At 75.2% G+C, this 20,034-nt stretch carries 21 protein-coding genes; 11 read left to right on the top strand and 10 right to left on the bottom strand.

The features are described from left to right. Together ACFCZN_RS10400 and holA are read left to right on the top strand one after the other, a co-directional pair. Positions 1-885: ComEC/Rec2 family competence protein (locus tag ACFCZN_RS10400; RefSeq protein ID WP_430556719.1), on the top strand; the 885-nt coding region annotated here is incomplete at its 5' end. Positions 886-984: 99 nt separating this feature from the next. Beyond that, positions 985-2,013 (top strand): DNA polymerase III subunit delta, encoded by a 1,029-nt coding sequence (holA, locus tag ACFCZN_RS10395; RefSeq protein ID WP_430556718.1) that lies wholly within the window; start codon positions 985-987, stop codon positions 2,011-2,013. Positions 2,014-2,218: 205 nt separating this feature from the next. Here holA and rpsT read toward each other — a convergent pair whose 3' ends face one another. The 5 genes from rpsT to ACFCZN_RS10370 all read right to left on the bottom strand — a co-directional run bounded on the left by rpsT (position 2,219) and on the right by ACFCZN_RS10370 (position 5,593). Further along, positions 2,219-2,479, bottom strand: a complete 261-nt coding sequence (gene rpsT, locus ACFCZN_RS10390; protein WP_429732257.1) for a 30S ribosomal protein S20 — start codon at positions 2,477-2,479, stop codon at positions 2,219-2,221. Positions 2,480-2,714: 235 nt separating this feature from the next. After that, positions 2,715-3,275 carry a type II toxin-antitoxin system PemK/MazF family toxin gene (locus ACFCZN_RS10385; RefSeq protein WP_430556717.1) on the bottom strand — a complete coding sequence of 187 codons (561 nt, stop codon included), beginning with the start codon at positions 3,273-3,275 and terminating at the stop codon, positions 2,715-2,717. Positions 3,276-3,296: 21 nt separating this feature from the next. Beyond that, a complete protein-coding gene (locus ACFCZN_RS10380; RefSeq protein ID WP_430556716.1) occupies positions 3,297-4,121 on the bottom strand; it encodes an alpha/beta fold hydrolase in 825 nt (274 codons plus the stop codon). A gap of 45 nt (positions 4,122-4,166) precedes the next feature. Then, positions 4,167-4,988, bottom strand: coding sequence for a maleylpyruvate isomerase family mycothiol-dependent enzyme (locus ACFCZN_RS10375; protein WP_430556715.1), 822 nt, complete (start codon positions 4,986-4,988; stop codon positions 4,167-4,169). A gap of 44 nt (positions 4,989-5,032) precedes the next feature. After that, positions 5,033-5,593, bottom strand: a complete 561-nt coding sequence (locus ACFCZN_RS10370) for a DJ-1/PfpI/YhbO family deglycase/protease (RefSeq protein ID WP_430556714.1) — start codon at positions 5,591-5,593, stop codon at positions 5,033-5,035. Positions 5,594-5,764: 171 nt separating this feature from the next. Between ACFCZN_RS10370 and lepA the strand changes: the two genes are divergently transcribed. Beyond that, positions 5,765-7,636, top strand: coding sequence for a translation elongation factor 4 (gene lepA, locus ACFCZN_RS10365; protein WP_430556713.1), 1,872 nt, complete (start codon positions 5,765-5,767; stop codon positions 7,634-7,636). Then, positions 7,636-8,946: a radical SAM family heme chaperone HemW gene (gene hemW / locus ACFCZN_RS10360; RefSeq protein ID WP_430556712.1), complete on the top strand. Its 1,311-nt coding sequence runs from the start codon at positions 7,636-7,638 to the stop codon at positions 8,944-8,946. Before lepA ends, hemW begins: the two co-directional genes overlap by 1 nt. 31 nt (positions 8,947-8,977) lie before the next feature. Here the strand turns inward: hemW and ACFCZN_RS10355 are convergent, their stop codons facing one another. Beyond that, entirely contained in the window at positions 8,978-9,463 is a 486-nt protein-coding gene (locus ACFCZN_RS10355) for a DUF4870 domain-containing protein (protein ID WP_429764122.1), read from the bottom strand. A gap of 121 nt (positions 9,464-9,584) precedes the next feature. On the opposite strand from ACFCZN_RS10355, the gene ACFCZN_RS10350 reads away from it, so the two are divergent. Beyond that, positions 9,585-10,160, top strand: a complete 576-nt coding sequence (locus ACFCZN_RS10350; RefSeq protein WP_429764124.1) for a DUF4282 domain-containing protein — start codon at positions 9,585-9,587, stop codon at positions 10,158-10,160. 18 nt (positions 10,161-10,178) lie between these two features. Here ACFCZN_RS10350 and ACFCZN_RS10345 read toward each other — a convergent pair whose 3' ends face one another. From ACFCZN_RS10345 to ACFCZN_RS10330, 4 genes are all read right to left on the bottom strand, one after another. Next, positions 10,179-11,060 (bottom strand): DUF3097 domain-containing protein, encoded by an 882-nt coding sequence (locus ACFCZN_RS10345; protein WP_429764126.1) that lies wholly within the window; start codon positions 11,058-11,060, stop codon positions 10,179-10,181. Positions 11,061-11,191: 131 nt separating this feature from the next. Further along, positions 11,192-11,404 (bottom strand): hypothetical protein, encoded by a 213-nt coding sequence (locus ACFCZN_RS10340; RefSeq protein WP_429764128.1) that lies wholly within the window; start codon positions 11,402-11,404, stop codon positions 11,192-11,194. 101 nt (positions 11,405-11,505) lie between these two features. Then, entirely contained in the window at positions 11,506-14,343 is a 2,838-nt protein-coding gene (locus ACFCZN_RS10335; protein WP_430556711.1) for an AAA family ATPase, read from the bottom strand. 71 nt (positions 14,344-14,414) lie between these two features. Beyond that, complete coding sequence (locus tag ACFCZN_RS10330; protein WP_430556710.1) at positions 14,415-14,612, bottom strand: hypothetical protein; 198 nt, start codon at positions 14,610-14,612, stop codon at positions 14,415-14,417. Between the two features lie 250 nt (positions 14,613-14,862). On the opposite strand from ACFCZN_RS10330, the gene ACFCZN_RS10325 reads away from it, so the two are divergent. The 6 genes from ACFCZN_RS10325 (at position 14,863) to ybeY (ending at position 20,021) form a co-directional block, all read left to right on the top strand. Next, positions 14,863-15,963 (top strand): HrcA family transcriptional regulator, encoded by a 1,101-nt coding sequence (locus ACFCZN_RS10325; RefSeq protein ID WP_429764134.1) that lies wholly within the window; start codon positions 14,863-14,865, stop codon positions 15,961-15,963. A 71-nt stretch (positions 15,964-16,034) separates the two neighbouring features. Next, positions 16,035-17,159, top strand: coding sequence for a molecular chaperone DnaJ (gene dnaJ, locus ACFCZN_RS10320; protein ID WP_430556709.1), 1,125 nt, complete (start codon positions 16,035-16,037; stop codon positions 17,157-17,159). A 42-nt stretch (positions 17,160-17,201) separates the two neighbouring features. Then, complete coding sequence (locus ACFCZN_RS10315; protein WP_430556708.1) at positions 17,202-17,981, top strand: 16S rRNA (uracil(1498)-N(3))-methyltransferase; 780 nt, start codon at positions 17,202-17,204, stop codon at positions 17,979-17,981. Between the two features lie 45 nt (positions 17,982-18,026). After that, on the top strand, positions 18,027-18,380 hold the full coding sequence (locus tag ACFCZN_RS10310; protein WP_429764140.1) for a histidine triad nucleotide-binding protein: 354 nt from the start codon (positions 18,027-18,029) through the stop codon (positions 18,378-18,380). 106 nt (positions 18,381-18,486) lie between these two features. Continuing rightward, a complete protein-coding gene (locus tag ACFCZN_RS10305) occupies positions 18,487-19,572 on the top strand; it encodes a PhoH family protein (RefSeq protein WP_429764142.1) in 1,086 nt (361 codons plus the stop codon). Further along, positions 19,569-20,021 (top strand): rRNA maturation RNase YbeY, encoded by a 453-nt coding sequence (ybeY, locus tag ACFCZN_RS10300; protein WP_429764144.1) that lies wholly within the window; start codon positions 19,569-19,571, stop codon positions 20,019-20,021. Before ACFCZN_RS10305 ends, ybeY begins: the two co-directional genes overlap by 4 nt. Positions 20,022-20,034 lie beyond the last annotated feature (13 nt).

Here is a 20,034-nt window from a genome sequence, read left to right as displayed (position 1 = left end):
GGGCTGGCCGGCGCCGCGCTGCTGGCGGTCCTCGTGGTCGCGGTGCCCCGGCTCGCCGGCGCCGGCCATGCCGCGCCGGACGACTGGCAGGTGGCCGCCTGCGACGTCGGACAGGGCGACTCGCTCGCGGTGCGGACCGGCCCGTCGTCGGCGGTGGTGGTGGACGTCGGCCCCGACGGCGAGGCGGCCGGCCGGTGCCTCGACCGGCTCGGCGTCACGACCGTGGACCTGCTCGTGCTCAGCCACTTCCACGCCGACCACGTGGGCGGGCTCGCCGCCGTGATGCGCGGCCGCTCGGTCACGGCAGCGCTCGTCTCGCCGCTGGACGCGCCGGAGGGTCAGGCGTCCGCCGTGCGGTCCAGCCTCGGGGCCGCCGGCGTGCCGGTCCGTGCGGCGGACGCCGGCGACGCCGGGACGGCAGGCTCGGCGACGTGGCGGGTGCTGGCGGCGTCGGGCGGGCCCCGCGCCGAGGGCTCCCACGCCGCCGGGTCGGGCGTCGGGGACGAGGGCGACGGCGTGAACGACGCCAGCGTGGCCCTCGAGCTGCGCACGGCCGGCGGGCTCGACGTCGTCGCGCTCGGCGACCTGGAGGAGGGCGCGCAGGACGCCCTCGCCGCCGCCCTCGCCGCGACCGGGAGCGCGGCCGACGTCGACGTGGTGAAGATGGCCCACCACGGGTCGCGGTCGCAGTCCGCTGCACTCGCGGGTCACCTGTCGCCGCGCGTCACGCTGGTGAGCGTCGGTGCCGACAACACCTACGGGCACCCGACCGACGACGCGCTCGCCCTCTACGCGTCCGTGGGGTCCGCGCTGGTGCGTACCGACGAGTGCGGCACCGCGGCGCTCGTCGTCCGAGGGCAGGAGATCGGTCTGGCGTGCGGCTGACGGGGGCCACCGGAGACCGACCGGGTACGGCGTGGGACGGGGACGGGAGGCCGTGCGCGGGTGAGCAGGGGAGTCGGCGGTTCGTGGCAGGCTGGGGGCGTGCCCGCAGCCTCCACGTCCCGACAGCCCCGTCCCGCCCGGAAGGGGAGGCCGTCGGCGAACAGCCGGCCGTGGGACGACCCCACGCTGGCGCCGGTCCTCCTGGTGCGCGGGCCGGAGGGACTGCTCGCCGAGCGGGCGGTGGACGGCGTCGTCGGCCTGGCGCGCGAGCGCGACGCCACCACCGAGAAGGCCGAGCTCGACGGCGGCACGTACGCCGCGGGCCAGCTGGCCGTCGCGGCGAGCCCGTCGCTGTTCGGCGAGCCGAGCGTCGTCGTCGTGCGGGGTGCCGAGGCGGCCACCGAGGACCTCGTCGCGGACGTGGTCGCGTACGTCGCGGCGCCCGACCCGGAGACGGTCGTCGTGGTGGTGCACGGGGGCGGGCAGCGGGGCAAGAAGATGCTCGACGCGATCGTCGCCAGCGGCGCCCCCGTGCTCGAGTGCGAGCCGATCTCCAAGGACGCCGACAAGGTCCAGTTCGTGACGGCCGAGTTCCGCGCCGCCCGCCGCCGGGCGGACGCGGCGGCGGTCCGGGCGCTCGTCGACGCGCTGGGCACGGACCTGCGCGAGCTCGCGTCCGCCTGCTCGCAGCTCGTCGCGGACACGACCGGCACCATCAGCGAGGCCGTCGTCGACCGGTACTACGGCGGGCGGGTCGAGGCGACGGGCTTCAAGGTCGCGGACGCGGCGGTCGCGGGGGACACGGGGGGTGCGGTCGCCCTCCTGCGCCACGCCCTGGCGACGGGCGCCGACCCGGTGCCGATCGTCGCCGCCCTCGCGCTGCGCCTGCGCACCCTGGCGCGGGTCGCGGCCATCCGCGGCGGCGCGGCCACCGCGCGGCAGCTGGGGCTGCAGGACTGGCAGGTGCGCAACGCCCAGCGGGACCTCTCCCGCTGGACCCCCGAGGGGCTCGCGACCGCCATCGGCGCCGTCGCCCAGGCCGATGCCGACGTCAAGGGCGGCGGCCGCGACCCGGTCTACGCCGTCGAGAAGGCCGTGCTGACGATCGCCCGCTCCCGCCGCGGCTGACCCACCCCGCGGTGAACGGGCGATCGGCCCCGGAGCTCGTGCGAGGCGGGCCCGTCTCCCGCTCACCGCGCCTGCAGGCCCGCCGCAGGGCCGCGGGACGCGCGAAGGGCGCCGCACCCGGTGGGTGCGGCGCCCTTCGGAGCCTTGCTGGTCCGCCCCGACGTGAGAGGCGTCAGGCGGACGGAGCGCGACGACTACAGGCGACTCAGAGAGCCTCGACCTGCTTCGCGATGGCCGACTTGCGGTTCGCGGCCTGGTTGGCGTGGATGACGCCCTTCGAGACGGCCTTGTCGAGCTTGCGGGACGCGGCCTGCAGCGCGGTGGTCGCGGCCTCCTTGTCGCCCGCGGCGACGGCCTCGCGCACCTTGCGCACGTAGGTCTTCAGCTCAGACTTGACGGCCTTGTTGCGCAGGCGCGCCTTCTCGTTCGTCTTGATGCGCTTGATCTGGGACTTGATGTTTGCCACGTGTGGACTTCCTGGTGTGTTCGCCTGCCGGCGAGCGGATAGGTCGTAGAGGGCGGCCACAGCTCCGGGACTGGGGTGGGGAACCCGTGGAGAGGAACTGCGGCTGTGCCCGCCGACCTGGGCGGACACGCAAACATCAACGATAGCAGAGGGGTCCAGCCCGGCAGAACCGCGTGCGCGGTGCCGGTCTGTGAGATCCGCCCGGGCATCCGCCCAGGTCGGGCCGGACGCCGGATCAGCGGCGCGCGTCCGCCATCGCCCGGGCGACCCGGTCGAACGTCCGGCGGTCCATGACGGCGCCCTCGCGGCGCACGGCCTGCGGGTCCACGCGGATCACACGGTTGAGGCGCACCTCGCTCGGGCGCTTCCGCGAGTCCCACGCACCGGTGCCGACGTCCATCCAGAGGCGCCCGTGCCGGGCCTCCTGCGCGGCGTCGCGGTCGTGGTCCTTGCTGGTGAGCTGCAGGGCCAGCAACCACGGGCCGTCGCGGCCCACGAGCAGCACCGGCCGGTCCTTGCCCTGGCTGTGGTCCTCCTCGTACGGCACCCACGTCCAGACGACCTCGCCCGGGTCGGGCTCGCCGTCCATGTTCGGGGAGTACGCCGGGCGCACCGTGCCCGTGTAGTCGCCGGGGTAGCCGGCGGCCCGGGCGGGCGTCGTCGTGCCGCGCCGGGTCGACGCGGGGCGGGGGCTCGAGGGACGGGTGGTGGAGGTGGGCCGCGCGGAGCCGCGCGACGACGGGCGGGTCGCCGCGCGCAGCACGTCCACCAGCAGGTTCAGCCATCGGTTCGCCACGGCGGACAGCCTACGTGCGGGTCACTCGAGCACGAACCGCGCCAGCCGGTCGGCCATCGCCTCGGGCTCCCACGAGTGGTCGGCGCCGGCCACCGTCTCGGCGGTCCCGTCCGGCACCGCGGCGGCCAGGTCGCGCGCGGCCTCCGGCATCCCGGGGAACGTCCGCTCCCCGGTCATGGTCAGCAGGGGCGTCGCCAGGCCCGCGAGCCCGCCGTCCTCCAGCGCCCGCGTCGCCCAGACGAGCGACACCGCGTCGGCGCGCTGCGAGACGGCGGACGCCGCGATCGCGGGCCAGTCCGGCGAGGCCTTCGCCCCGGCGAGCCACTCCGGCGGCATGTCCTTCATGTACTGCTCGGTGGCGCCCTCGAGGTCGCCGGCGTCGAGCCGGCGCACGAACTCCCCGGCCCACGCCGCGGTCGCGTCGGCGCCGGACTCCAGCGGCGCCTCCCACAGCGCGAGCCCCAGGACAGGCAGGCCCGCGGCGGCGGCGCGCAGCGAGATCGAGCAGCCGGACGAGTGCCCGCAGAGCACGGCGGCCCCGCCCGCGGCGTCGAGCACGGCCGCGACGGCGTCCAGCTCGCGGTCCAGGTCGAGACGCCCGGAGGCGGGGGAGTCGCCGCGGCCGAGCCGGTCGAAGACGACGGTCGTGACGCCCGCCTGCGCCAGGAGCTCGGCCGTGCGGGTCGTCACCGGGTCGACGGCGCGGAACGGCCCGGCGCCGGCGACGAAGACGACGGCGGGGCCGGAGCCGCGCAGGTCGTAGGTGACGCGGTCGCCGCGCGCGGTGGTGGCGGTGGCCGTGGTGAGGTCGGTGGCTGCGGGGGGCGTGGCGGTCTCGTCTGTCATGCCGGGTGGACCGACCGGCCCGCCGCGACTCATCGGACGGGACCGTCAGGGCACGAGCGGCTCGGCGAGCACGCGCTGCGCCGCATCCAGGTCGCCCTCGACGACGGCGCCGGCCTCCGCGAGCGTGAGCCGACCCCACAGCAGCAGGTCGAGCCGCTGCGCCGGCGCCGCGAGCGTCGCGTCCACCCGGTCGTCGGCGGAGGCCGCGGAGGCACCGAGCGTCCAGGACCAGCCGAGGTCGGAGGCGACCACGCGGAGCCGGTCGGCGAGCGGCGCCATCCGGCCGAGCCGCACCTGTCGCGGCTGGAACATCGCCACGATCTCGTCGACGCCGTCGCCCCAGACCTCGGGCGCGACGGCGACCGCGCCCAGCGCGTCCGGTCCGGACCCCCGCCGCGCGGCGCGCAGGTCGTGCAGGTGCACCAGCGTCTCGTGCAGCTGTCGCCGCCACCAGAACGACGCGGGGCCGTCGCCGAGCAGCGTCTGCGCGGCACCCTCCGGGCCGGCGGCGTCGAGCGTCGTACGCAGGTCGGCAGCGTGCCGGGCGTAGAGCGCGGCGAGAGCCCCGCGCGAGCCCGGGCCCGTGAGGTCGGGCGCGGGCAGGTCCTCGTCGCGCGACGGGTCGCCCACGGCCATGCCTGCCGCCCAGTGGTGCACGCCCGCGAGGTGCAGCACCAGCTCGGCCGCGCGCCAGTCGCCGCAGGCCGGGACGAGGGCGTCGGGCGCGACGTCGGCCGCCGCGGAGGCGAACTCGTCCTGCAGCCGGGCCAGCAGGGCCAGGCGGTCGGGCTCGGGGCCGCCGTCGGTGCGGCGCCCCGTGCGCGGGTCGACGTCGGGGCGGGGCTGCGCGGCGGGCGGGGTCGGCATGGCGCGAGGCTAGCGCCAGGACCGGCCAGTCCGGGAGGGGTGTCTCAGGCGCCCAGGACGGCGTCGACCTCGCCGAGGAAGTCGTCCAGGTCGTCGGGGGTCCGGGAGGTCACGAGCGGGAAGCCCGCGCCGTCGTCGCGCACCACGGACCGGTCCACCCAGCGGCCGCCGGCGTTGCGCACGTCGGTCGCGAGGGACGGGTAGGAGGTGAGTGTCGCGCCGCCGACGCACCCGGCCTCGACCACCGCCCACGGGCCGTGGCAGATGGCGGCGACGGGCCTGCCGGAGTGCGCGAACGTCGTGACGAGCCCGATCGCGGCCTCCTGCAGGCGCAGGGTGTCCGCGTTGATCGTGCCGCCGGGCACCAGCAGGAGGTCGACGCCGTCGGGGTCGACGCCGTCGTACGTCGTGTCGGCGCGCACGGCCCGCCCGGGGTCCTTGTCGCCGACGAGGGTGCGGACGTCGCCCGGCTCGTTCGAGGCGACCACCACCTCCGCGCCCGCGGCGCGCAGGTGCTCGAGCGGGACGACGAGCTCGTCCTGCTCGACGCCGTAGCTCGTCACGATCGCCAGGACGCGCTTGCCGGTCAGTGCGGTGTCGGACATGTCGGGGCTCCTCCCGTCACGTCGGTCGGTGGACCCCGACCGTACGCAGCGGGGCGCGACGCCCGCACGCGGGACGTGCCCGGGACCGCGGCGGACAACCTCGTGGGACAATGGCCGGGCCTCGTCACCACCGACGACACCCATCCAGCGACCCTGACGGAGCGAATCGCGTTGCCCATCCCCGGACCCGCGCTGCGTGCGCGCATCGAGCCGAACGCCACGGCGCCCGAGCTCATCCGCAACTTCTGCATCATCGCGCACATCGACCACGGCAAGTCGACGCTCGCCGACCGCATGCTGCAGCTCACCGGCGTCGTCGAGCCGCGGGCCATGCGGGCGCAGTACCTCGACCGGATGGACATCGAGCGCGAGCGCGGCATCACCATCAAGTCGCAGGCCGTGCGCATGCCGTGGCAGCTGGGCGAGCAGCCCCACGCGCTCAACATGATCGACACGCCGGGGCACGTCGACTTCACCTACGAGGTCTCCCGCTCGCTCGCGGCCTGCGAGGGCGCCGTCCTGCTGGTCGACGCGGCGCAGGGCATCGAGGCGCAGACGCTCGCCAACCTGTACCTGGCGATGGAGAACGACCTCGAGATCATCCCGGTCCTCAACAAGATCGACCTGCCGGCGGCGCAGCCGGAGAAGTACGCCGAGGAGCTCGCGGGCCTGGTCGGCGGCGACCCCGAGGACGTCCTCAAGGTCTCCGGCAAGACCGGCGAGGGCGTCGAGGCGCTGCTCGACCGCATCGTCGAGCGGGTCCCGGCCCCCGTCGGCGACGCCGACGCCCCGGCCCGCGCGATGATCTTCGACTCCGTGTACGACACCTACCGCGGCGTCGTCACGTACGTGCGCGTCGTGGACGGCAACCTCAACCCGCGCGAGCGCATCGCGATGATGTCGACGCGCGCCACGCACGAGCTGCTCGAGATCGGCGTCATCTCGCCCGAGGCCAACCCCACCAAGGGGCTCGGGGTCGGCGAGGTCGGCTACCTCATCACGGGCGTGAAGGACGTGCGCCAGTCGAAGGTCGGCGACACGGTCACGAACATGGCGAAGCCTGCCGAGGAGGCGCTCGGCGGGTACAGCGACCCGAAGCCGATGGTGTTCTCCGGCCTGTACCCGGTGGACGGCACGGACTACCCGGCGCTCCGCGACGCCCTCGACAAGCTCAAGCTCAACGACGCCGCGCTCAACTACGAGCCGGAGACGTCGGTCGCGCTCGGCTTCGGCTTCCGCGTCGGCTTCCTCGGCCTGCTTCACCTGGAGATCGTCCGCGAGCGGCTCGAGCGCGAGTTCGACCTCGACCTCATCTCCACCGCCCCGAACGTCGTCTACGACGTGACGCTCGACGACGGCACCGAGGTGAAGGTGACCAACCCGTCGGAGTTCCCGGGCGGCAAGATCAAGGAGGTCCGCGAGCCGGTGGTGCGCGCGACCATCCTCGCTCCGAGCGAGTTCGTGGGCACGGTCATGGGCCTGTGCAACGACCGTCGCGGGCAGATGCTCGGCATGGACTACCTGTCGGAGGACCGCGTCGAGCTGCGCTTCACGCTGCCGCTCGCGGAGATCGTCTTCGACTTCTTCGACCACCTGAAGTCCCGCACCCGCGGCTACGCCTCGCTGGACTACGAGCCCTCGGGCGACCAGGCGGCCGACCTCGTGAAGGTCGACATCCTGCTGCAGGGCGAGCAGGTGGACGCGTTCAGCGCCATCGTGCACAAGGACAAGGCCTACGACTACGGCGTCATGATGACGGCGAAGCTCAAGGAGATCATCCCGCGCCAGCAGTTCGAGGTGCCGATCCAGGCCGCCGTCGGCGCCCGGGTGATCGCCCGCGAGACGGTGCGCGCGATGCGCAAGGACGTGCTCGCCAAGTGCTACGGCGGAGACATCAGCCGTAAGCGCAAGCTGCTGGAGAAGCAGAAGGAGGGCAAGAAGCGCATGAAGAACATCGGGTCCGTCGAGGTCCCGAAGGACGCCTTCATCGCCGCGCTCTCCTCCGACGGCGGCGGCAAGGACGCCAAGGACAAGAAGAAGTAGTGCCCGCGCTGCCTGAGGGCACGCCCGTGCCCGACGACGGCGCGCTGCCGGGGTGGGTGCGGCCCTCGCCGTCCGCTCCGGACGGCGCCGGCCGGCCGTTCGGCGTGTACGTCCACGTGCCGTTCTGCTCGGTGCGCTGCGGCTACTGCGACTTCAACACGTACACGGCGTCCGAGCTGGGCGGCGGCGCGAACCAGGCGGCGTACGCCACGACCGCGCTGCGCGAGGTCGACCTCGCGGCCCGCGTGCTCGACGACGCGGGCCTGGGGTCGCGCCCCGTGTCCACGGTGTTCTTCGGCGGCGGCACGCCCACCATGCTGCCCGCCGCGGACCTCGCGCGGATCCTGCGCGGCGTCGACGACACGTGGGGGCTCGCGGACGGGGCCGAGGTCACCACCGAGGCCAACCCGGACTCGGTGACGCCCGAGTCGCTGCGGCTGCTCGCGGACGCCGGGTTCACACGGGTCTCGTTCGGGATGCAGTCCGCGGTGCCGCACGTGCTCGCGACGCTCGAGCGCACCCACGACCCGCGCCGCGTGCCCGACGTCGTGACCTGGGCGCGCGACGCCGGGCTCGACGTCTCCCTCGACCTCATCTACGGCACACCGGGCGAGTCCGTCGACGACTGGCGGACGTCCCTCGAGGCGGTGCTCGCCACCGGCGTCGACCACGTGTCGGCGTACGCGCTCGTCGTCGAGCCGGGCACGAAGATGCACGCCCAGGTGCGCCGGGGCGAGCTCGCGCTGCCCGACGAGGACGACCAGGCCGCCAAGTACGAGCTGGCCGACGACCTGCTGACGGAGGCGGGCCTCGGCTGGTACGAGGTGAGCAACTGGGCGCGCGGGCCGGAGCACGCGTGCCGGCACAACCTCGCCTACTGGCGCGGCGACGACTGGTGGGGGATCGGCCCGGGCGCGCACTCGTACGTCGCGGGCCCGGCGGGCGGTGCCGTTGCCGTCGCCGGCATCGAGGGCGTCGAGGGCATCGAGGGGATCGGGCACGCCGGTGTGCGCTGGTGGAACGTCAAGCACCCGCGTCGCTACGCCGCCCTCCTGGAGTCCGGCGCGTCGCCGGGCGCCGGCCGCGAGCTGCTCACACCCGCCGAGGCCCGGCTGGAGCGGGTGCTGCTCGGCGTGCGCGTGCGCGAGGGCCTGGAGATCGCGGCACTCGACCCGTCGCGCCGCTCGGCGGTCGCCGGGCTCGTCGCGCGCGGCCTGGTCGACGGCGTCGCCGCCGTGCGCGGTCGCGTCGTCCTCACCCGCCGCGGCCGCCTCCTCGCGGACTCCGTCGTCCGCGAGCTCACCCCCTGATCGTTGCGCCCACAACGGTGAGCCGGGCGGGTCAGGAGATCATGCGGATGTTGAGCGGGTAGCGGTACGCCTCGTGGCGGTTCACGGCGACGGCGGCGAGGATCGCGAACACGATCGACGTGACCCACGCCGCGATGAGGATGACGATCCCGACCAGGGCGATGAGCAGGATCAGCCCGACGATGTACGCGATCAGCAGGGTGAGCTGGAAGTTCAGGGACTCCTTGGCCTGGTCGGCGACGTAGGCGCTCCGGTCGCGCAGGAACAGCCAGATCAGCAGCGGCACGAGGAAGGGCAGGATCCCCGCGCTCAGGAGCGCCAGGATCGGCGGCCCGAGGTGCGCGACCATCGCCCAGGTGCGCTCGTCCGACGGCGAGAGAGGCTGCGGCCCGTACCCGTACGGGGGCTGGCCGCCGTACGGCGGCTGGCCCGGCGGCGGGCCGCCGTAGGGCGGCTGGCCCGGGGGCGGACCCGCCGGTGGCTGCTGCGGCGGCGGTCCGTACGGCGGGGTGCTCATGGAGCCATCTTCGCGCATCTGCGGTGGTCACGTGCGGTGGCGGAGGCGTTCGGGGGCGGCCAGAGTGGGCGAAGGCGCCGACCCCGCCGGGTGCGTCGCCCGGACCCACTCAGGAGGAACGATGAGCGAGAACACGCCGCAGCAGCCCGGCGACCCCCAGGAGCCGCCGCGTCAGCCGGGGTACCAGCCGCCGCCCGGTCAGCCCGCCCCGCAGCCGCCGTACGGGCACCAGCCGCCCGCCGGCCCGCCCCCGCACGGCGGTGAGCCGCCCTACGGCGACCAGCCCTACGCGCAGCCGCAGCAGCCGTACGAGGGGCAGATGCCGGACCCGGGCCTCTACCCGGGCTCCGAGTACCCGCCGGACCGGTCGGCGGGACCGATCACGCCCCACGGCGAGGGCAGCGGCTTCCTCAGCGCGCTGTTCGACTACTCCTTCAGCCGGTACATCACGCCCAGCGTGGTGAAGGTCGTCTACATCATCGTGACGGTGCTGGTCGCGCTGGCGTGGCTGTCGGGCCTCGTCGCCACGTTCTCCCAGTCGATCTGGGGCGGGATCCTCTACCTCGTGTTCGGGTGGATCATCGCGCTCGTGTACCTGGCGCTCGCCCGCATCACGCTGGAGTTCTTCGTCGCCGTCATCTCGGTGTCGGAGAAGGTCAACGCCTACGCGGAGCGGGACGGCATCCGCACCCGCTGAGCGCCGCGGGAGCCGCGGTCACGCCGTGACGAAGTCGATCAGCTCCTCGACCCGGCCCAGCAGGGCCGGGTCGAGGTCGCGGTAGTCCCGCACGGTCGCGAGGATCCGCTGCCACGCGCGGCCGACGTCCTCGGTCGACGACGCCGGCCAGCCCAGCTCGCGCAGGATGCCGCGCTTCCACTCCGTGCCCCGCTCGATGGTGGGCCACGACGTCAGACCCAGCCGCTCCGCCTTCACGGCCTGCCACACGTCGACGTACGGGTGGCCCAGCACCAGGACCGTCCCGCGCGGCACCCGCCGGAGGGCGTCGTCGGCGAGGCGCCGCTCCTTCGACCCGGGCACCAGGTGGTCGACCAGCACGCCCACCCGCCGCTCCGGCGTCGGGGCGAACTCGTCGAGGGCGTCCGCGAGGTTGTCCACGCCGTCGAGCAGCTCGACCACGACGCCCTCGACGCGCAGGTCGTCGCCCCACACCTTCTCGACCAGCTCGGCGTCGTGCTTGCCCTCGACCCAGATGCGCGACCCGCGGGCCACCCGCGCGCGCTGGTCGTGCACCGCCACCGAGCCAGACGCCGTCCGGGTGGGCCGCGCGGGGGCGCGGGAGGTCACGGGAGCCGTCAGCTCCACCGGCTGCCCGTCCACCCAGAAGCCCGGGCCCAGCGGGAAGGACCGCGTGCGCCCGCGCCGGTCCTCCAGCACCACGAGGTGGATGCCGCCCGACTTCTCCACGCGCACCACGGCGCCCACCCAGCCCGTCGTGACCTCCTCGACCACGAGGCCGTGGTCTGCCGCGCGGGGCCGGGTCACCGGTCGGCGGCGATGGTGCGCGGAGCCGTCCGGCGCTCCCGGGGAGCGGGAGCCGGAGGAGGACAGGACGTCGGAGCCGTAGCGGTCGTGCACGGCCGTGAGCCTACGGTCGCGACCCCGGGGGAGCGGCGCCCGACACGCGCCGCGCGCCGCCCGGTCGGGACCGGACGGCGCGCGGCAGGGGTGCGGGTGGGCGTGTCGGGTGACGCTGCTGCGTGCTCCGCTCACGCGTGGCGCGGTCGGTGCAGCGGTGCCATCGCGGGACGACGCCGGGGCTCCACCGGCGCGGCCGGTCCCGACGGCTCCGCGTCCGCGACGGCGTCCTGGAGCGCGCGGCGCGAGGCGCGGAGCTCGTGCGCCAGGCGGCGCAGCGCGACCTCGCGCTCGAGCTCCTCCTGACGGCGCTCGAAGAGCATGTCGTACACGTGCGGATCCATGATGTCCTCCAGCCGGGGTGTGGTGTCACGCCTAGGGAGGAGGGCGCACGGCCTCGCGTACACGACTGCTCAGGGCATGTGTACAGGTGCGTCGGGCGACGTCAGGAGGGGTCCTCGCGCGCCAGCAGCGCCGCCTCGGTGCGGCTGGACACGCCGAGCTTGCGCAGGATGGCGGAGACGTGCACCGACGCCGTCTTGCGGCTGATGAACAACCGCTCGGCGATCTGCCCGTTCGTCAGGCCTTCGGCGACGAGAGCGAGCACCTGGCGCTCGCGGTCGGTGAGCGCGCGGTCGGGCCGCCGTGCGCGGGCGGCGCCACGGGCGAGGCCCGCGCCGTCGAGCAGCGCGCGCGCCTGGTCGCCCACGAGGCCGCAGCCGATCGCGTCGGCCGCCTCGACGGCGGCGTCCAGCCGCTCGCGCGCGGTGGTGCGGTCGCCGGCCTCGAGCAGTGACGCGCCGTCGCGGCACAGGGCGTACGGCCGCAGGTGCGCGGGCCCGTCGGCCGCGACGACCGCCTCCCACGACCCGTCGCCGAGCTCGGCGGCGAACAGCGCCGCCCACGTCGGGTAGGTCTGCCACACGGTGCACGTCGCCAGCGCCGCGCGGTACGGCGCGACGTCGACCTGCCGCCCTGACCTCCGGGCGCGGTCGAGCACCCGCGCGGCCACGGCGAGCGTCGTGAGCCGGTAGAACGGGCCCAGGGCGTCGGGGTCGACGGCGATCCGGACGAGGTCGAGCGCGTCGTCCAGGTCGTCGCGCAGGAGGGCGAGCTCGGCGAGCGTCGCCGAGACCCGCGCCCGGATCTGTTCCTCCACCCGGCCGAAGCGTTGCCAGGTCGCGCGGTGCACCCGCGCCCGCGCCTGGGCGGTGTCGACGTCACCGCGCCACATCGTGAGCCACGTCCACCGTTCGCCCAGGTACACGGCGTAGTCGCTGGGGTCGACGAGCGGGACGGAGCGTGCGTACCACGCCTCGGCGTCGGGCCACCGGCCGGACCCGATCCACGCCTCCGCCACGTTGCCCTCGAGCATCGCGCGGGTGGCCCACCCGGCGCCGAGGGCGCGGGCGAGCTGCGCCCCCGACTCGGCGAGGTGCTCCGCCTCGGCGAACTGGCCGAGCTTGAGCCGGGTGTCGGACGCGTTGGTGTAGTAGTGGCACTGGGCCCGCCAGTCGTCGCCCGCCACCTCGTGGGACCGCTCGAGCTCGTCCAGGGCGTCGAGGTCCCCGCGGTCCAGGCGGCTCATCGCCCGGAGGTTGAGGGCGAGCGAGGCGTTCTGGCGGTCGCCGACCGCCGTCGCGGCGGCGAGCGCCTCGCCGGCGGCCGCGACCGCCTCGTCGTGGCGGTGGTCCATCATCGCGTTGCGCGCCTTGAGACGGAGCAACGGGGCCCGGCCGGCGGGGTCGTCCGCCGGCAGGAGCGCGAGCGCCTCGTCGAGCATCCGGTCCGAACCCGGGTCGCCGGCCTTGCCGAGGATGTGGGCGAGGGTCGACAGCGCCTGCGCCCGCCCGGCGGGGTCGTCCACGGGCCACTCCTCCACCGCCTCGCGGGCCAGCCCCGCCGCGCGCTCGATCTGCGCGGAGTCCTGGAGGGCGACCGACACGTGGCGCAGGAGGGCGGCGCGGTGCAGCCCGGCGACCCCCTCGGCGTCGGGCACCAGCTCCCAGAGCTCGAGCGCTCGCTCGCCCGCGGCGGCGACCACGGCGGAGGAGGCCTCCCCGGAGGTCTCGGGCACCGCGATGACCTCGACCGCCGAGGCGAGCGCGCGGTCGGGCAGGCGGGCCCGCCACCAGTGGTCGGCCGCGGCCGCGACCCGCGCGAGCGTGCGTTCGCCGTCCTCCAGCGCGCTCGCGCACGCCGCGTGCAGCCGGCGCGACTCGCCGGGCAGCAGCTCGGCGTCGACCGACTCCTGGATGAGCGCGTGGCGGAAGCGGTAGCCGTCGGCGTCCGCCACGAGCACGTGCGCGTCGACCGCCTCCCGGGCGGCGGGCTCTGCCTCGTCCAGGCCTCCCGCGCCGAGCATGGCGACGAGGAGCTCGTGCGGGGCCCGCTGGCCCGCGGCGGCGACGGTGCGGCAGAAGCGCTGGGCGGGGTCGCTCAGGGACGAGTAGCGCAGGAGCAGCAGCTCGCGCAGCGAGTCGGGCAGGGCATCGCCGGCGAAGTCCGCCAGCTCCTCGGCGTAGAACGGCACGCCCTCGCTGCGCTCGACGAGCTCGCCGAGCACCGTGCCAGGGAGGTCCGGGGCGTCGGGGCGCCTCGAGACGAGCGACGAGAACAGGCGCGTCGCCTCGGCGGCGTCGAGGCGCGGCACGTCGACGCGCGTCGTGAGCCGGGCCCGCTCCAGCTCGGCCAGGGTGGTGCGCAGGGGGTGGCGTCGCCCGACGTCGTCGCTGCGGTAGGTGGCGATCACGAGAAGGGTGGTGGTCGGCGCGGTGCGTGCGAGCCGGGCGAGCACCGTACGGGTCACGTCGTCGGACCAGTGCAGGTCCTCGAGGACGAGCACGACCGGGCGCTCGACGGCGAGCGCGGTCGTGAGGTCGGCCAGGACCTCCGGCAGGCGGCCGGTGTCGACGTCGCGCCGTACGTCCACGAGCCGGGGGGCGAGGAGCCCGAGTGCGTCCGCGGCGGGACCGGCCGCGGCGAGGGTCGCCTCCGGGCCGAGCGTGTCGACGACGTCGGACAGGACGCCGGTGAGCGCGGCGTAGGGGAGGGGGCCCGAGCCGGAGTCGGCGCACTGCCCGTGCAGCACGAGGGGCGCCGCCCCGTCGTCGCGGACCTCTGCGAGGAACTCCGCCACGAGGCGGGTCTTGCCGATGCCCGCCTCGCCGCCGACAACGACCACGCCGCCGGTGCCGCCGCGGGCGTCCGCGTACGCCTCGCGCAGGGAGGTCAGCTCGGCGGCGCGGCCGACGAGCGGCGAGGGGGCGGTTCCGGTGGGCACGTCGCCATCGTGCCAGGCCGGACGGGGTGCCGCCGCGCTCGTGACGGCCGGCTCGGCGCCCGACGTCGCGGTCACTGGGGCCAGGGCCGCACGAGGCCCGCGGGCAGCTCCCACGGGCGGCGGGCCGCCCGGCGGCGCCGGACGGCCGTGCGGCGGTGTGCGCGGCGCGCCTCCCGGGCGGCACTCCGTGCCGCTGCCTCGTGACGCACCGCCTCCTCGAGGTCCACCTGGCGGGCGCGGAACTCGTCGTAGTACAGGTACTCGTTCATCACCGGTCTCCTTCGCCGGGGCCGGGCGGCCTCCGGTGGTTCCACCCTCGGTTCGTGAGGTACCGGCGCGGATCGGTCAGGTGCCGGATCTTCAGGGGGCGGGGTACCTCAGACGGCCGCGGGGTACCTCAGCCGGGGCGACGTCCGTGGGCCCCGGCGTGTCGGGGCCGGGTCCCCCGGACCTCCGGCGAGCCCGCGTAGGATGGCACTCGGGACACGAGAGTGCTAAGGACCCGACCCGAGGAGGACCGTGAGCGAGGAACGTCGCCTGGCCGTGCTCCGCGCGATCGTGGAGGACTACGTCCACACGCGCGAGCCCGTGGGGTCGCGCGTGCTCACGGAGCGGCACGGCCTCGGGGTCTCGCCCGCCACGATCCGCAACGACATGGCGGCGCTGGAGGAGGCCGGGTACATCGCCCAGCCGCACACGTCGGCCGGTCGTGTCCCGACCGACAAGGGGTACCGCCTCTTCGTCGACCGGCTCGCGGAGGTACGTCCGCTCACCAGCCCGCAGCGCCGGGCGATCGAGACGTTCCTGTCCGAGGCGATCGACATGGACGACGTGCTCGGCCGTGCCGGGCGCCTCATCGCCCAGCTCACAGGGCAGGTCGCGGTGGTCCAGTACCCGTCGCTGCGGCTCGCGGGGCTCCGGCACCTCGAGCTCGTCCCCGTGGGGGGCGCGCGGTTGCTGGTCGTGGTGATCAGCGACGCCGGCCGGGTGGAGCAGCGCTTCCTCGACGTCGGCGTGGGCCCCGGTGCGGAGCCCGCGGTCGTCGCCGTGGACGCCCCGGCGGGGCCGGAGCCCGACCCCGGCGCCCTCGACGAGGGCACGCTGAGCGAGCTGCGCGCGCGCCTCAACGCCGCCGCGGCGGGCAAGGGGCTCGCGGACCTGCCCACCGCCTTCGCGCGCGTGGTGTCCGGGGTGGACGCCGCTCTGGCCCCCCTGGCCCGCGGCATCGCCGACCTCGTGGTCGACACGCTCGGCGCGCAGCGCGAGGACCGCATCGTGCTCGCGGGCACCGCCAACCTCGCCCGGGCCGACATGCGGTTCGAGCAGGGGCTGAGTCCCGTCCTGGAGGCGCTCGAGGAGCAGGTCGTGCTGCTCGGGCTCCTCACGGAGCTGGCGGCCGAGCCGGTCACCCGGGTCGGCGGCGGGGTCGGCGTCCGCATCGGGCACGAGAACCGTCTCGACGGCCTCGCCGAGACCTCCGTCGTCGCCTCCGGCTACGGCGGCGACGGCGACACCGTGGCGATCCTGGGGTCCATCGGTCCCACCCGGATGGACTATCCGGGCACGATCGCCTCCGTCCGCGCCGTCGCCCGCTACCTGTCCCGGGTGCTGCCAGGCTGACCGCCCCGCGGCATCCTTGAACCCGCCGACCTGACCGTGCACGTCACCGACACGTCACCGAAGAGAGACCTGTGACCGACTACTACGAGATCCTGGGCGTCCCCCGCGACGCCTCGGCCGAGCAGATCAAGAAGTCGTACCGCAAGCTCGCCCGCGAGCTGCACCCCGACGTCGCCGGCGAGGCCGGCGAGGAACGTTTCAAGGACGTCGCCCGCGCCTACGAGGTGCTGTCCAACCCGGACAAGCGCCAGCAGTACGACATGGGCGTGGACCCGAGCTCTCCGTCGGGCGGCGCGGGCGCCGGCTTCGGCAACGGCTTCGGCTTCCAGGACATCTTCGAGACGTTCTTCGGCGGCGGCGGCCAGACCGCCGGGCCCGTGCCGCGCGCCCGCCGCGGCCAGGACGCCCTCGTGCGGATGGACATCGACCTGGCCGAGGCGGCGTTCGGCGCCAAGCGCGAGCTCCAGGTCGACACCGCCGTCGTGTGCGGCACCTGCGGCGGCAACGGCTGCCGGCCCGGCACCGACCTCAAGACCTGCGACGTCTGCCACGGGCGCGGCAACGTGCAGCGCGTGGCGCGCTCCTTCCTCGGCCAGGTCATGACGACCGCGCCGTGCGCCGCCTGCCAGGGCTTCGGCACCGTCATCCCCGAGCCGTGCGCCGACTGCTCGGGCGAGGGGCGGGTGCGCTCGCGCCGCACGCTGACGGTCAACGTGCCCGCCGGCGTCGACACCGGCACGCGCATCAAGCTCACCGCGCAGGGCGAGGTCGGCCCCGGTGGCGGCCCCGCCGGCGACCTGTACGTCGAGATCCGCGAGAAGCCGCACGACACGTTCGTGCGCCGCGGCGACGACCTGCACTGCACCCTCCAGGTGCCGATGACGGCCGCCGCGCTCGGCACCGTGCTCGACCTCGAGACGCTGGACGGCGAGCAGGAGATCGACCTGCGGCCGGGTACCCAGCCGGGCCAGGTCGTCACCCTCAAGGGCCTGGGCGTCGGGCACCTGCACGCCGGGGGGCGCGGCGACCTCAACGTGCACGTCGAGGTCCAGGTGCCGACCGGCCTGGACGACGAGCAGACCGAGCTGCTGCGCTCGCTGGCCACGCTGCGCGGCGAGGAGCGGCCCGAGCCCCGCCTCTCCGCCGCCCACCCGGGCGTGTTCTCCCGGCTCCGGGACAAGCTGAGCGGTCGCTGACGTGGGCGCTGCACCGGGGGCCCCGCGGACAGGCGGGACGGCGTGAGCGCGCCGGTGTTCCTCGCCGACGGGGGCGCGCTGGGCGCGCTCGGCCCGGGTGACGTCTACGTGCTGGACGGCGCCGAGGGGCGGCACGCGGGCGTCGTCCAGCGGCGCGGCCCGGGCGAGCGGCTGGACGTGGTCGACGGCGCGGGCACGCGGCTGCGGTGCGTGGTCGACGCCGTCGCGGACGGCGTGGTGCGGCTGCGCGTCGACGAGGTCGTCTCCGAGCCGGCCCCCGGCGTCGTGCTGACCCTGGTCCAGGCCCTGGCGAAGGGGGACCGCGACGAGCTGGCCGTCGAGGCCGCGGTCGAGGTCGGCGTCGACGCGGTGGTGCCGTGGCAGGCCGACCGGTCCGTCGTCGTGTGGCGCGGGCAGCGGGCGGCGAAGTCGCGTGCCAAGTGGGTGGCGACCGTGCGGTCCGCGGTGAAGCAGGCGCGGCGCGCCTGCCTGCCGCCGGTGGCGGAGCCCGTCACCTCCCGCCAGCTCGCCGCGCGCGTGCGAGAGGTCGTCGCCGGCGGCGGGGCCGCCGTCGTGCTGCACGAGGACGCCACGACGGCGCTCGCGGACGTCGCGCTCCCGGCATCGGCTGCCGAGCCGGTCGAGACCCCGGCCCTGCTCGTCGTCGTCGGGCCGGAGGGCGGGATCTCCGACGCGGAGGTCGCCGCGCTCGAGGAGGCGGGCGCCGTGACCGCTCGGCTCGGGCCGCACGTGCTGCGCACCTCCACGGCGGGGCCGGTCGCCGTCGCGCTGCTCAGCGAGCGGCTCGGGCGCTGGGCCTGACCGGACCGACGGCACGCGGTCCCGGTGCGCGGTAACGTCCGGGGCATGACGAGCGCGCCCAGCACCGACTGCCTGTTCTGCAAGATCGTCGCCGGCGACCTGCCGGCGGACGTGGTCGCCACCACCGACCGTGTGATCGCGTTCCGCGACATCGACCCGAAGGCGCCCGTGCACGTGCTGGTGGTGCCGAGGGAGCACCACGGCGACGTCGCGACGCTCGCCCAGGCGGACCCCGAGCTGCTGGCCGAGGTGGTCGCCATGGCCGACCGGGTGGCCGGCGACCTCGCGGACGGCCAGTACCGCTTCGTCTTCAACTCCGGCCCGCGCGCCGGGCAGAGCGTGTTCCACGTGCACGGCCACGTGCTCGCCGGCGCGCAGCTGGGCTGGACGCCCGCCTGAATTCGGCTGCCCCGTCGACCGCCGCTCGATAGACTCGAGTCCTCAGCCGTTCCTCGCACGTCCCTCGCACCGTCTTCCGAAGGAGGGCCCCGGCGGCAGCCGGCCCATGACATCGACACCCCACACCGCCCCCGGCGCGCCTGGCGCGCACGGCGAACGGTCCACCGAGCACCGCATCGTGGTGCCGCCGCACGTGCCGATGGTGGCGCTGCTGGGCAGCAGGGACTCCGTGCTGCGGGCCGTCGAGGACGGCTTCCCCGGCGTCGACGTGCACGCCCGCGGCAACGAGATCGTCGTCAGCGGCCCGGCCGGCGACGTCGCCCTGGTCTCCCGCCTCCTCGACGAGCTGGTCGAGGTGGTGGAGTCGGGCACCCCGCTCACGCCCGAGGTGGTCGCGCGGTCGGTGCAGATGCTCACGGCGGCGTCCGTGCAGCGCCCGGCCGAGGTCCTGACCTTCAACATCCTCTCCAACCGCGGTCGCACGATCCGCCCGAAGACGGTGGGCCAGAAGCGCTACGTCGAGGCGATCGACGCCAACACGATCACGTTCGGCATCGGGCCCGCGGGCACCGGCAAGACCTACCTCGCGATGGCCAAGGCCGTGCAGGCGCTGCAGGCCAAGCGCGTCAACCGCATCGTGCTCACGCGCCCGGCCGTCGAGGCGGGGGAGAAGCTCGGCTACCTGCCCGGGTCGCTGAGCGACAAGATCGACCCGTACCTGCGCCCGCTGTACGACGCGCTGCACGACATGATGGACCCCGACGCCATCCCGCGGCTCATCGAGGCCGGGACGATCGAGGTGGCGCCCCTGGCCTACATGCGGGGCCGCTCGCTCAACGACTCGTTCATCATCCTCGACGAGGCGCAGAACACCTCCGCCGAGCAGATGAAGATGTTCCTCACGCGCCTGGGGTTCGGCTCCACGATGGTCATCACGGGCGACGCCACGCAGGTCGACCTCCCCGGCGGGACGACGTCGGGCCTGCGCGTGGTGGAGGACATCCTCACGGGCGTCGACGACGTCGAGTTCTGCCGGCTGACCTCGGCGGACGTCGTGCGGCACCGGCTGGTGAGCGACATCATCGACGCGTACGCCCGCTGGGACGTCGCGACGGCGCGCCCGGACCAGGGCAGGCAGGGACAGGGACGGCAGGGCCGCGGCCCGCACGAGCGAGGGGCACGCCGACAGTGAGCATCGAAGTGGCAAACGAGTCCGGCGTCGAGGTCGACGAGGCGGAGTTCGCCGCGCTCGGCCGGTTCGTGCTGGACACCCTGCACGTGCACCCCCGCAGCGAGCTGTCGATCATGTTCGTCGACACGACCGTGATGACCGAGCTGCACGTGCAGTGGATGGACGAGCCGGGCCCCACCGACGTGCTCTCCTTCCCGATGGACGAGCTGCGGCCGGGGCGCGAGGGCGAGGAGACGCCGCCGGGCACCCTCGGCGACGTCGTGCTCTGCCCGGAGGTGGCGGCCCAGCAGGCGAAGGTCGCGGGGCACTCCACGGCCGAGGAGCTGCTGCTGCTCACCACGCACGGCATCCTGCACCTGCTCGGCTACGACCACGCCGAGCCGGAGGAGGAGAAGGAGATGTTCGCGCTGCAGCGCCGCCTCCTGCTCACCTTCCTCGCCGGCCGGTGAGCGCGACGACGGA

Source organism: Isoptericola sp. NPDC056134 (assembly GCF_042264825.1).
Taxonomy (GTDB): domain Bacteria; phylum Actinomycetota; class Actinomycetes; order Actinomycetales; family Cellulomonadaceae; genus Isoptericola; species Isoptericola nanjingensis.
The sequence above is the reverse complement of the archived record's forward strand: the minus strand, read 5'-3'. Positions and strand labels throughout refer to the sequence as shown.

Bases quoted from the DNA above. Each gene is read 5' to 3' on its own strand.
- ACFCZN_RS10380 (WP_430556716.1), bottom strand. From the start codon at position 4,121: ATGACAGACGAGACCGCCACGCCCCCCGCAGCCACCGACCTCACCACG.
- ACFCZN_RS10375 (WP_430556715.1), bottom strand. From the start codon at position 4,988: ATGCCGACCCCGCCCGCCGCGCAGCCCCGCCCCGACGTCGACCCGCGC.
- ACFCZN_RS10370 (WP_430556714.1), bottom strand. From the start codon at position 5,593: ATGTCCGACACCGCACTGACCGGCAAGCGCGTCCTGGCGATCGTGACG.
- ACFCZN_RS10355 (WP_429764122.1), bottom strand. From the start codon at position 9,463: ATGAGCACCCCGCCGTACGGACCGCCGCCGCAGCAGCCACCGGCGGGT.
- ACFCZN_RS10350 (WP_429764124.1), top strand. From the start codon at position 9,585: ATGAGCGAGAACACGCCGCAGCAGCCCGGCGACCCCCAGGAGCCGCCG.
- ACFCZN_RS10340 (WP_429764128.1), bottom strand. From the start codon at position 11,404: ATGGATCCGCACGTGTACGACATGCTCTTCGAGCGCCGTCAGGAGGAG.
- ACFCZN_RS10330 (WP_430556710.1), bottom strand. From the start codon at position 14,612: ATGAACGAGTACCTGTACTACGACGAGTTCCGCGCCCGCCAGGTGGAC.
- ACFCZN_RS10310 (WP_429764140.1), top strand. From the start codon at position 18,027: ATGACGAGCGCGCCCAGCACCGACTGCCTGTTCTGCAAGATCGTCGCC.
- ACFCZN_RS10305 (WP_429764142.1), top strand. From the start codon at position 18,487: ATGACATCGACACCCCACACCGCCCCCGGCGCGCCTGGCGCGCACGGC.